We start from the raw sequence: 10776 nt of genomic DNA, 5'->3' as shown, positions 1-10776 counted from the left end.
GCGGGGGCTCCGGCTCCGGGTTCTTGTTCGGGAAGATCATTTCGCAGACTTCGAGGTAGAGCTGCTCGGGGTAGGGCAGGTAGTCCACGTTGGTGAGCGCCTGGTCTTGGCCGGCGGACTCCAGGATGAACTCCCCGTAGCCGAGCATGCGGCCCGCGATCGTCCGCTTGAAGCTCATGTCGGTGACCTTGGCCAGCGGCATCATCGCGACCTTGCGGGTGATCAGGCCGGTGGTCAGCAGCATCCGCTGGTTGGTGATCACGAAGTAGTCGACGGACCATTCCGCCACCCGCCAGACGAACCAGCCCAGCAGGATCAGCCAGCCCCACCACACCCACGTGATGGCGGCGGTGACAGTGTTGCTCAGCACGCCCGCGACGATCAGGCCGCCGAGGACGAGGGCGACCGGGACCATCAGCACGGCCGGATGCCGCCGGACCGTGATCACCTGGTTCTCGTGCGGGAGCAGGTACTTGTTCACCGATGCCGGCGCGGAGTCGCCAGGGGTAACGAGCCTCATGACACCGGCCTCAGGCGAGCGCGTTGACGAAGGTGGCGAGGGAGCCTGCGGCGGAGGCGAGGCCGCCCGCCACGTTCTCCACCGACTGGGCCGCGCCGTCCGGCTGATTGATCACGTAGAACGCCACAAAGGCCACGGCGACCCACGTTGCGTACTTCTTGGCGGGCACGGGCGCCTCCCGGAGCATCGACCCACAGACCCCGGTTCAGTCTCGCACAGCCCGTACCACGGGCAAAGGAAGCGCTATGGCGCGTTGAAGGCTATGGCGCGTTGTCGAGCGATGATCGCCGCGTCCGGCGGCGCTTCTCCGCCGCGACGGTGGCGAGCACCTCCAGGTGCCGGCGCGCGATCCGTTCCACGAGATCGGGCGGCGCCGACCCCGTGACCTCTTCGGCGCCGTGTCGTGCGGCGGATACGCACCGGTCCACCGTGTCGGCACCGTGCACCCCTTCGAACTCCTCGACGAGCCGCTCCCCGATCGCGGCGTAGCGCGGCAGGTCCCCGTCCCCTTGGTGAGCCATCACGTGTCCTCGAGCTCGCTCGCACCGCCCGGTCCGTAACGGTCCCCCTGTGCCGGGACGGCGGAGGGGAACGCACATGGCGTTCCGTAGCGCTGTCGTACCCCCTGCCACCGGGAACGAACATCGTTGATCATGACGCGTCCGGATCGTGATCATGCACCCGGACCCGCACTGATCGAGCTGCCGGACCGCCGTGATCGAGTGGCCAAGCGCCGTGATCGAGTGGCCGAGCGCCGTGATCGAGGAGCCGGACACACCGCCGGGCGGGCGCCCTGATCGAGTGGTTCAGACGACGCCGTAGAGGCGGTCTCCGGCGTCGCCGAGGCCGGGCATGATGAAGCCCTGCTCGTTGAGGTGGGAGTCGATCGCGGCCGTCACCACCCGGACCGGCGCCGAAATGTCGGCGAACGCCTGTTCCAGATACTTCAGGCCCTCCGGCGCGGCGAGCAGGCAGATCGCGGTGACGTCGTCGGCGCCCCGGTCGAACAGCAGCCGGATGGCGGCGGCGAGCGTCCCGCCGGTCGCGAGCATCGGGTCGAGGACGTAGCACTGCCGGCCTGACAGGTCGTCCGGCAGCCGTGTCGCGTACGTCTGGGCCTGCAGGGTGCCCTCGTCCCGGATCATTCCGAGGAAGCCGACCTCGGCGGTGGGCAGCAGGCGGGTCATGCCGTCCAGCATCCCGAGCCCGGCGCGCAGGATCGGCACGACGAGGGGCTTGGGGCTCGCCAGCTGGACGCCCTCGGTCGGGACGAGGGGGGTCTGGACGGTCACCGCCGTAACTCGCATGTCGCGGGTCGCCTCGTAGGCGAGCAGGGTGACCAGCTCGTCGGCCAGCCGGCGGAATGTGGGGGAATCAGTGCGGACGTCCCGAAGCGTGGTGAGCTTGTGCGCGACCAGCGGATGATCGACGGCGAGGGTCTGCATGCGCTCACCGTAGTCCACCTCGCCCGATCCGCCGGAGGCCGCCGAGTCTGGATAGACGCCGCTGAGCTGGGCACTATGGCGTTATGAACAGCGAAAGCGATCAGCAGCCCGGAGGGCCTGCGCGGGCGCCCGAGTCCGCACCCGGCCCACCGGCGCCGGCGGCGCCTCCCTCCGAGGTCGCGACGCCCCCGCCAGAGGTCGCGCCACCCCCGCCGGACGCCACGGCGCCGCGGTCCACCGCCCCCGCATCGACGCCGGGGGTCGCGACGCCTCGGCCCGAAGCGGCCGATGATCCCGCTCCTGTCGCCGCTCCCGCCCCAACCGCCGAGAACGCCGAGGCCGGCGAGACCGCCGCCGCGATCGGCGCCGAGAGTGCGCCCGGATCCCCGGTTCAGGTGACCGATGTCACAGAGGGGCAGGACGTACCGCCGCGTCCCGGCCCGCAAGGCGACATCTCCCCTGAAGAGGTGCGTGAGCATCTGCGCCGCCGGGCGATCTTCCTGCGAGAGCTGGCGGAGGCCCGCGAGCTGCGGCGCCGGGTGACGCCGCACCGGTCCCGCCGCGCGCGGATCCACGCGGCGCTGCGCCGCCGCACCTTCCGGATCAACTGACGCTGATCGACAAGGACGTCGAGGCGGTAGATTCGTGCGGCCAGGCACCGGCCCGCGGGGTGCTGACTCCGGTTCTCACGCGCGGGTGCGGCGCCAGTTTGGCGGTCGGGCGCACGAGCGCGCGCCGCATCTGGGACCATGCCCTGGCAAGTGACGCGCCGGTGGGGTGGAAATGACGGATGTGGACGCGACGGACTTCGCCGTCGTGGTGTACCGGGAAGACGAGGGCTGGGAGGCCGAGATCCTCCCGGTGGCGTTGACCGAGGACCTCGCGGGGCTGATCCACGCCCTGCGCCAGCAGCCGAGCCTCGGCGGCACGGTCGGGCTGGTGTCGGTCGGCGACGACTTCTTCGTCGCGATCCGCCTGCTCGGCGACGACGTCATGGTCTTCCTGTCGGACGTCACCGCGTCCGTCGACTGGCCGCTCGCCGGTCAGGTGCTCGACTACCTGGACATCCCGATCCCGGAGGACGAGGAGCTCGACCAGGTCCTCCCCGTCGGCGACATGTCGATCTTCGCCGATCTCGGGCTGGACGAGATGGAGCTCGGCGCCATCTCCGGCGACCTCGAGCTCTACCCGGACGAGATGCTGCTCAGCATCGCCGGCCGCATCGGCTTCGCCCACGCCTTCGAGCGAGCCGTGGACGCCATCGCCTGACCGCCCCTGGCCGAGTTAGACCCCCGAGCCGCACCACCATTGAGGCGACCGCCCTGGACGTCAGCTCGGCTCGTCTTGGCTCGACTCCCGCTGCGCTGAGGCCGTTCGCTCGCCCGCGGCGATCTCCCGGAGGGCGTCCCGGTCAAGGATGATCATCTTCTGTCGCGCCGTGCCGACGATCGAGGCGCTCTTGAACGTCCGGACGGTCTTCTTCACGGAATCGAGCGAGGCACCGGCGAATTCCGCCAGGCCCTGCTGGCTGATCCGCAGCACGATCCCCTGATCGCCGTCCTGGCCGAGACCGCTGTCCAGCAGCTCCATGAGGGCCAGCGCCAGCCGCCGCTCCACGGCCAGCTCCGACTCGACGATCTTGCGGGTGGCATGTTCGAGCCGTGCGTCCATGGCCGCGATCTGCGCCAGGGCGGCCCGCGGATGGGCTTGCAGGAACTCGATCCACCGGGCGGCCGAGATCAGCAGCACCTCGACGTCGCCGATCGCCTCGACGGAGCCGGACCGGAGCCCGCCGCGCAGTGGCGCCATCTCCCCGACGAGCTCGTTCGGCCCACGCACGGCGAGCACGCGCTTCGGCCTGCCCACCGAGACCAGGACATGGCCCTCGCGGATCAGCAGGACGAAGTCGGCCTCCTCGCCCTCTTCAAAGAAGACGTGCCCCGCTGAGCGGCGCAGTGTCTGGCCATTGGCCTCCAGCCAGAGGGTTTCCTCTCCGGTTAGGAGCGGATCGCCCCTCTCGAACTGTGCCCAGGCCATGTAGCTGAGTGTACTAATACCCTTAACGGTTCCCATGGTGGCGAGGGGTGTGAGCGGGGCAACCCCGTGGGTCACAATGAGAACGTGTCCTATTTCGCCGCCGTGTTCGCGCAGACCCCGCAGGGCTGGGTCGGCGCGGAGGCCTTGATCGCCGAGGCCGAGCACGTCGACGACATCGCCGACCTGATGCGGGAGGCGGCCGTCGAGTCCTATGGCGATCCCGTCGTCCTGCTGGTCGAGCAGGACGACGACTGGTTCGCGGTCGTCCGGCTGGACGGCGAGGACGAGCCGCGCGCCTTCGTCTCCACCGTCCGCGAGGACGGTCTCGGCTCGCTGTTCCAGCAGCTCGTCGGCGAGGTCCCGGACGGCGACGCCGGCGGCGACCCCGCCCTCCTCGAAGACCTGGGGCTCGACCCCAAGCAGCTCGGCGACCTCGGCGAGCGCGCCATACCCGGCGACGCGCTGCTCACGATCGCCGAGCAGGCCGGCTTCGGTGAAGAGTTCGACCGCCTCCGTGACTGACCCGAACGCCGCCCCCCGTCCGGCCACCCCCCCAGAGCCCGAACCCGGTGTCGTCTCGGGTGGGGACGTCGCCGCTGGGTTCGTGGAGGCGATGCGGCTGGCGTTGCGGGAGGCGCGGCTGGCGTTCGAGGGCGGGGAGATCCCGGTCGGGGCCGTCGTCCTGGACGCGTCCGGCAACGTCATCGGGACGGGTCACAACGACCGTGAGCGCAGCGCCGACCCGACCGGGCACGCGGAGATCATCGCGATGCGAGGGGCGGCGGCGGCTCTCGGTGGGTGGCGGCTGTCCGGGTGCACGCTGGTCGTGACGCTGGAGCCGTGCACGATGTGCGCGGGAGCGTCCGTCCAGGCGCGGCTGGACCGGGTCGTGTACGGGGCCGTCGACCCGAAGGCCGGGGCGGTCGGGTCGCTGTGGGACGTGGTCCGCGACCGCCGTCTCAACCACCGTCCGGAGGTGATCGCGGAGGTCCTGGCGGACGAGTGCGGCGCGCTCCTGACCGAGTTCTTCGCCCGCCGCAGAGTCGGGTAGGCTCTCCCGCGGTGGTGTCGCCTAGTGGACGAGGGCGCACGCCTCGAAAGCGTGTGAAGGGCAACCTTCCGTGGGTTCGAATCCCACCACCACCGCCACCCAAAACGGCCATAGCCTGGCCAAACGCTATAAGGGCGGGACCCATGGTCCCGCCCTTAGCGCTTTCTAGTCTCGTTTGCCGCTGCTAGGCCGCTCCCTGGCTCCCCTCGGGGCCGTCGTCCTGGTCCTCGGACGGTGTGGACCGTGGCGGCTCGAATTCTCCCGGGCTACACCCTGAAGAACCGCCTCGTACCGATCGAGTACCTGGCCGCAGCACTTCGCCCACTACGAGATCAGCCAGCACCGGCACACTTGCCAACCCTGACCGACTGGCTCTCCATGCGCCTCACTGCCACCGAGGTCGTAGACATGCCGTCCGGACGTACTACGGCACCCGAAGCCGAACGCCAGCATGCAGCCGCGCTCCTGTCCGAACTGGCCGAACAGCCACCTCAAATGATCTGCCACGGCGACACATCATCCAAGAACATCCTCATGGGCCCTGCCGGAAAGCTGTACCTGATCGATCCGCGCGATCTCTCCGGAGACATCGCCTATGACGTCGCCGTAGCCGCCTGTAAAACCAAAGGCACAGAGCCAATCGACACCCGGGCCGTCGAGCTCGCCAAGCTCATGGCCATCGACGGCGAGCGTCGATACCTGGCTCACGATCGCCAGAACTGCCGGGGTGTGATAGCGCAGTGCCCCGGTCAGTGATAGATCACCAACTCCGTCCCGCGTGGTGACCCCGTCGGGACCCAGTGCTGATGTCCGCGCGAACGGCGTACACAGATCACGCTTCCCGTGCGATTCGCTAGTACCTACCTACCAACGATGGCCGACAGGAGTCCCACAACAGCAATTCCGGTTCCGACACCAGCGACTTCTCCGCCTATGGCTCCAACTCCGATGCCTACTCCGATCGCGGTAGCGATGATGAACGCCCAGCGCAGGGGCAGGCGTTCATCGCCATCCCGTGCATCTCTATCGGATCCTTGCATGATCCTTCTCGCTCCTACGTGATCGTCTCTCGAAGCCCTCGATACGGCCAAGAGCATCCTTCTGAGAGCGCGACAGGCGTTCAAGATGCTTGGACAATACGACTACAATCCAAGCACTAGACAGGACTATAAGAGCCTTTATATCGGACATAAGGTGCTATATGCCTCGGAGGCCTACTCCTCTGGACCCCGAGTCCAGTCCTCTTGCCGCCTTTGCGGTTGAGCTACGCGACCTTAGAGACGGGGCAGGGGCACAAGCGCCCAGCCTTGATCAAATCGGAGCCAGGACGGGTATAGCTAGATCCACTCTCTTCGCCGCCTTGCGTGGAAGAAGACTGCCAAGCAGGGAAACACTGGGCGCCTTGGTGTCAGCATGGGCAGGAGATGAAGCATATTGGATGAGAAGGCGAAGCCTCGTGGAGGCTCATCTTGAAAGTGCTCGCATTTCCAGCCTGAACAGTGATCATCCTCACCGCGGAGAGGCAGATACCATAAAAGGCGATATAGTTCAGATGCCTCAATCCATCTCAAGAAATGACCAACCTCACGAAATCACAGATGGCACAGTCGGCGATAGCGGCAACGCAGCGGTGATCGAATTTATTGGCGCACTCTCTCAATTGCGACTCGCGGCAGGAATGCCATCATTGAGGGAGATTAGCAAAATAAGCCACGAAACTAGGGGCTCGGGGAGGTACGTGCTCTCCATGACAACCATCTCGAATGTTCTTAGTGGGAGACGAAAGCGACTACCGCCATGGCCATGGGTGGCCTCTTATCTTGATGCGATCAAACAAATATCGGCGCATCGTGACATGAGCGATGTAGAGCTTGAAGCGGATCAAAAACTGTGGCAACTGCGATGGATTGAGGCGATGGAATCCTCAGAGAATGGCAGATAGCTTCGCCAGACATCGGCGACGTGGCGAGCCTAGTCGTTGCTGCGTGGGTATCGAGGGGTGCGCCGTAGTCTCAGTTCTAGTCTCGGTAGGGCAGGGTTCGGGAGCGTTCAGGGGGTGTTCGTTGGCCTCTCTCGCTTTGAGATAGAAGGCCGGTCAGCTTGGGGTTTCGTACGGGCGCGATCTTGGGCGGACGGGGAGCCGCAGACCTCGAAAGCGTGTGAAGGGCAACCTTCCGTGGGTTCGAATCCCACCACCACCGCTCCAGTGAGCCGCCGATCCGGTACCGGACGGCGGCTTTCTCATGCGGCGTCCGGGAGGCGGGTGTCAGCCGACCGTGACCAGGGTGACGCCCGCCACGGCGACCGCCATGCCGACGCGCTGGACGACCCGGAGCCGCTCGCTGTAGGCGATCCTGGCAAGCAGAACCGTGATCGCCGGGTAGAGGGACGTGAGGATGGCGGCGAGGCTGAGCATCCCCTTCTGAGCGGCGAGGAAGTAGAGCACGTTCGCGCCCGCGTCGAGGGTGCCGGACAGCAGCGCGAGGCCGATCATCGTCCGTCCGGACACTTTGGGGCCGAGGCCGCCGCCGCGTACGGTCATGACCAGCAGCGCGGTCAGGATGACGCTGAGGGTACCGACGCGCGCGCCGACGATCGGCCAGAGGCCGGTGCCGTCCCCGGCGGTCTTCAGCAGGATGAAGAAGATCCCGAAGAGGCTGCCGGACAGCCCGGCCATGAAGGGGCCCGAATCCAGGAGGCGCCGCCATCCGTTCGCGCCGGGCGCTGCGTCCGCGCCGGGCGCTGCGTTCGGGGTGTTTCCGGCCTCCATGCTGACCAGGCCGATCGCGATGAGGCAGAGCAGGACGCCGACGACGGCGGACGCGTCCAGCCGTTCGCCTCGCAGCACGCCCACGCCTGCGGGCAGGATCGCGGCGGCCAGCGCGGACACCGGGGCGACGACGCTCATCGGCCCGCGGGCGAGCGCCCGGTAGAAGGTGATCAGACCGGCGCCGCCGCTGAGGCCGCCCAGGAATCCCCACGTCATCGGCAAGGGTCCGGCACTACCGCCGCTGAGCAGCGCGGACGCGAGGACGACCAGCAGGCCGACCGGAACGCACCAGGTCAGGGCCCGCAACGCGGTCGACTTCCGGGCGACGGCGCCGCCGAGGAAGTCGGCCACGCCGTAGGCGAGGGCGGCGCCCAGCGCGAGGGCGGTGACCATCACGGTCCGCCGATCAGCCTGCTCGCCACCCGGACGTCCGGCGAGATCGCGCGGAGCCGCTCGGTGAGCCGGTCGCCCGCCTCCCGCAGCCTCTCGATCGGGTACGGCTCAAGGCGTTCGAGCAGGAAGAACCCGTTCTTCGTGGTCTCGGTCAGCCGCGTCCTGACGCATTGCCGCCAGTTCCAGCGGCGGCAGGTCACGCCCGCGTCGTCCCGCCAGACGACCTCGCCCGGTTCCGGGTGCTCGACGGCGGGCTCGCCGTCCGCGATCACGTCGAACGGCTCGTCGCCGGTGGCCCGCACCAGCCGCGCCGCGCCCCGGTAGGCGTCGAGGTCCTCGCCGCCGATGGGCAGCGCGTACTCGACGCTCACCGCGTTGTAGGCGTCCACGACCCGGTTGATGGACGGGAGCGCGTCGGCCCGCCGGATGAGCGCGTCCACCGAGGGCCGGGTCCGTTTCGGCTTGGCGCCGAACGCCCGGTACGCCTCGCGCCAGGCCTCCACGTGCGGGTCGCCCGGGTCGGCCTTCGCGGCCGCTTCGGCCAGCCAACCCTCCGACACGTGATCGCCGGGCCCGTTCGCCAGGCCTTCGGCGGTCAGGACGAGCACGGCGAAGTCGGGACGCAGTTCCCGCACGGCATCGTCCACGACAACCCGATCCAGCATTCCAGTCCCTCCCGGCGGTCATTTTAATGATACAGAGATACCATCATATCGACCGCACGCTCCACCCTGTTTCAACGGTGCAGGTCCCGCCGGGCATCCGCTGCGGCCGGAAGTCGCGGCGGAGGGAGTGGGATCGTTGGGGGACGGGTTCGGCGGCTGGAGGGCGGACGAGTGAGCGGGCAGGATGCCATCGGGGAGGCCGTGGCGCGGACCGTGCGGGCGTTGCGGGCCGGGCACGGCTGGAGCCTGGACGAGCTGGCCGGGCGGGCCGGGGTGAGCAAGGGCGTGCTGGTCGGGCTGGAGCAGGGGCGCGGGAACCCGAATCTCGGCACGCTCATCCGCATCTCCGACGCGCTCGGCGTCCCGCTGACCCGGCTGGTGCAGGTCGAGGAGGAGCCGCCGGTCCGGCTGTTCCGGCCGGAACGGCACGTGGTGCTGTGGGAGGGCGAGCACGGCGGGACGGGAACGCTGCTCGCCGGCAGCGACCCCCGGCCCTCGCTGGAGCTGTGGCGCTGGAAGTTGCAGCCCGGGGAGACGCGGGAGAGCGACCCGCATGTGCCGGGCACCAAGGAGATCGTGTTCGTGCAGCAGGGAACGCTGACACTCGGCGTGGACGGCCGGACGGACCTCGTCGAGGAAGGCGCGGCCGCCGTGTTCGTCGGCGACCGCCCCCATTCCTACGGCAACGCGGGTGAGGAAGAGGTCCACTTCATCCTGGCCGTCCTTGACCTCTAGGCCCACCGCCCCACGGTCTCGTACAACGCCAACGGCCCAAGGCCGGTGACCGGGCGAGTGACCAGGCCGGGGCCTGTCTCAAGCCTCTTCACAGGCTCGGTCGATGGCCCGCGCCCGACTCGGGCCGCGAGCAACGCGGCAGCGCATCACGAATGCCCACTCAGGCTGGCTCGGCGCCACCGGGCCGGACGGGCGGACGCCTGCCCGTGAGTGAGGCCCACTTCGAGATATGCGCTCGTAACCGGGGCCCAGTGATCAGTTCGGTGAGCTAGCGCCCGGGTCAGCGCTGGTGGGTTGGGCTGGTGCGCCGAGATCGTAAGGGGGTCAGGAGGTTAGGCGGACGGGCATGGCCAGGTAGCGGTAGCCGGTGTCGGTCTCGTCAGAGGCGTCGCCCTTGTCCTTGGGCTTTGAGGCGTCCTTGTCGTCGTCGGACGGGTCTTTCTTCTTGTCCGGGATCGCGGTGAGGAGGGCGGCCTTGGTGGGGCCCGCGCATTCGAGGCGGGCGTACTCGGTGTCGATCCCGGCGAGGCCGTCTAGGAGGTACTGGGGCGCGAAGGCGATGTCGAGGTCGTCGCCGGTGAGCAGGACCGGGAGGCTCTCGTTGGCGCGGGCGGAGTCGCCGGTGGCGGCGCGGACGCGGACCTCGTCGGCGGTGAACGCGAGCCGGACGGGCGTGCCGCGTTCGGTGACGAGGGCGGCGCGCTTGATCGTCTCGACGAACGGGGCGACCGGGATCTCGGCGACGGACGACCAGGTGCCGGTGAGCCGGGACCGGTAGTTGATGTACTGGTCGTCCAGGAGGCGGCTGGTCATGCTGCGGCCGCCGCCGGACACGCCGATGAGGGTGTCGGCTACGCCGCCGAGGTCGATGGCGACCTCGGCGCCGCGCTTGATGGCCTTGGCCGTGTCGGCGAGGGTGCGGGCGGGCACGACGACTCCGGCGGTGAAGCCGGGGTCGGCGGGCGACCAGGTCAGCTCGCGGGCGGCGATGCGGTAGCGGTCGGTGCAGGCGAGCCACATCGTGTCGCCCTCGATGTCGATCCGGACGCCGGTGAGCATCGGGAGCGTGTCGTCGCGTCCGGCGGCCGGGGTGACCTGGGCGACGGCGGTCGCGAACAGGTCGCCGGGGAGCGTGCCGGCGCGGGCGGGCGGTTCGGGGA

15 protein-coding genes and 1 tRNA gene are annotated in these 10776 nt (G+C 68.8%); 8 read left to right on the top strand and 8 right to left on the bottom strand.

Annotated elements, in window-relative coordinates; translation table 11 throughout:
* The 4 genes from E1264_RS33470 to upp form a co-directional block, all read right to left on the bottom strand.
* Positions 1-520: PH domain-containing protein (locus tag E1264_RS33470; protein ID WP_132179957.1), on the bottom strand; the 520-nt coding region annotated here is incomplete at its 3' end.
* Between the two features lie 10 nt (positions 521-530).
* Positions 531-689, bottom strand: coding sequence for a hypothetical protein (locus E1264_RS43910; RefSeq protein ID WP_165964514.1), 159 nt, complete (start codon positions 687-689; stop codon positions 531-533).
* Between the two features lie 91 nt (positions 690-780).
* Positions 781-1041: a hypothetical protein gene (locus tag E1264_RS33465; RefSeq protein WP_132179955.1), complete on the bottom strand. Its 261-nt coding sequence runs from the start codon at positions 1039-1041 to the stop codon at positions 781-783.
* A 285-nt stretch (positions 1042-1326) separates the two neighbouring features.
* Positions 1327-1965 (bottom strand): uracil phosphoribosyltransferase, encoded by a 639-nt coding sequence (gene upp, locus E1264_RS33460; protein ID WP_132179953.1) that lies wholly within the window; start codon positions 1963-1965, stop codon positions 1327-1329.
* Positions 1966-2360: 395 nt separating this feature from the next.
* Here upp and E1264_RS33455 point away from each other — a divergent pair, with 395 nt between their 5' ends.
* Both E1264_RS33455 and E1264_RS33450 read left to right on the top strand, forming a co-directional pair.
* Positions 2361-2576, top strand: coding sequence for a hypothetical protein (locus tag E1264_RS33455; protein WP_132179951.1), 216 nt, complete (start codon positions 2361-2363; stop codon positions 2574-2576).
* A 172-nt stretch (positions 2577-2748) separates the two neighbouring features.
* Positions 2749-3234 carry a tRNA adenosine deaminase-associated protein gene (locus E1264_RS33450; RefSeq protein ID WP_132179949.1) on the top strand — a complete coding sequence of 162 codons (486 nt, stop codon included), beginning with the start codon at positions 2749-2751 and terminating at the stop codon, positions 3232-3234.
* A gap of 60 nt (positions 3235-3294) precedes the next feature.
* On the opposite strand, the gene E1264_RS33445 is transcribed toward E1264_RS33450, so the two are convergent.
* The gene (locus E1264_RS33445) at positions 3295-4002 is read right to left on the bottom strand and encodes a Crp/Fnr family transcriptional regulator (RefSeq protein WP_165964516.1); all 708 of its coding nucleotides are present in this window, start codon (positions 4000-4002) and stop codon (positions 3295-3297) included.
* 84 nt (positions 4003-4086) lie between these two features.
* On the opposite strand from E1264_RS33445, the gene E1264_RS33440 reads away from it, so the two are divergent.
* The 5 genes from E1264_RS33440 (at position 4087) to E1264_RS33420 (ending at position 6995) form a co-directional block, all read left to right on the top strand.
* On the top strand, positions 4087-4524 hold the full coding sequence (locus E1264_RS33440) for a hypothetical protein (protein WP_132179945.1): 438 nt from the start codon (positions 4087-4089) through the stop codon (positions 4522-4524).
* A 91-nt stretch (positions 4525-4615) separates the two neighbouring features.
* Positions 4616-5053 (top strand): tRNA adenosine(34) deaminase TadA, encoded by a 438-nt coding sequence (gene tadA / locus E1264_RS33435; RefSeq protein ID WP_132179961.1) that lies wholly within the window; start codon positions 4616-4618, stop codon positions 5051-5053.
* 10 nt (positions 5054-5063) lie between these two features.
* Positions 5064-5151: transfer RNA gene (locus tag E1264_RS33430), tRNA-Ser, on the top strand.
* A 145-nt stretch (positions 5152-5296) separates the two neighbouring features.
* The gene (locus E1264_RS33425; RefSeq protein ID WP_165964515.1) at positions 5297-5809 is read left to right on the top strand and encodes a phosphotransferase; all 513 of its coding nucleotides are present in this window, start codon (positions 5297-5299) and stop codon (positions 5807-5809) included.
* 700 nt (positions 5810-6509) lie between these two features.
* The gene (locus E1264_RS33420; protein ID WP_132179941.1) at positions 6510-6995 is read left to right on the top strand and encodes a hypothetical protein; all 486 of its coding nucleotides are present in this window, start codon (positions 6510-6512) and stop codon (positions 6993-6995) included.
* A 324-nt stretch (positions 6996-7319) separates the two neighbouring features.
* Here E1264_RS33420 and E1264_RS33415 read toward each other — a convergent pair whose 3' ends face one another.
* Together E1264_RS33415 and E1264_RS33410 are read right to left on the bottom strand one after the other, a co-directional pair.
* Positions 7320-8216 carry an EamA family transporter gene (locus E1264_RS33415; protein ID WP_132179959.1) on the bottom strand — a complete coding sequence of 299 codons (897 nt, stop codon included), beginning with the start codon at positions 8214-8216 and terminating at the stop codon, positions 7320-7322.
* A complete protein-coding gene (locus E1264_RS33410) occupies positions 8216-8881 on the bottom strand; it encodes a phenylalanine--tRNA ligase beta subunit-related protein (protein ID WP_132179939.1) in 666 nt (221 codons plus the stop codon). The genes E1264_RS33415 and E1264_RS33410 overlap by 1 nt, the downstream gene beginning before the upstream one ends.
* 171 nt (positions 8882-9052) lie before the next feature.
* On the opposite strand from E1264_RS33410, the gene E1264_RS33405 reads away from it, so the two are divergent.
* The gene (locus E1264_RS33405; RefSeq protein ID WP_132179937.1) at positions 9053-9616 is read left to right on the top strand and encodes an XRE family transcriptional regulator; all 564 of its coding nucleotides are present in this window, start codon (positions 9053-9055) and stop codon (positions 9614-9616) included.
* 324 nt (positions 9617-9940) lie between these two features.
* On the opposite strand, the gene dnaN is transcribed toward E1264_RS33405, so the two are convergent.
* A partial coding sequence (dnaN, locus tag E1264_RS33400) for a DNA polymerase III subunit beta (RefSeq protein WP_132179935.1) occupies positions 9941-10776 on the bottom strand: 836 nt, incomplete at its 5' end.

This window comes from Actinomadura sp. KC216 (genome assembly GCF_004348535.1).
GTDB lineage: Bacteria > Actinomycetota > Actinomycetes > Streptosporangiales > Streptosporangiaceae > Spirillospora.
The sequence above is the reverse complement of the archived record's forward strand: the minus strand, read 5'-3'. Positions and strand labels throughout refer to the sequence as shown.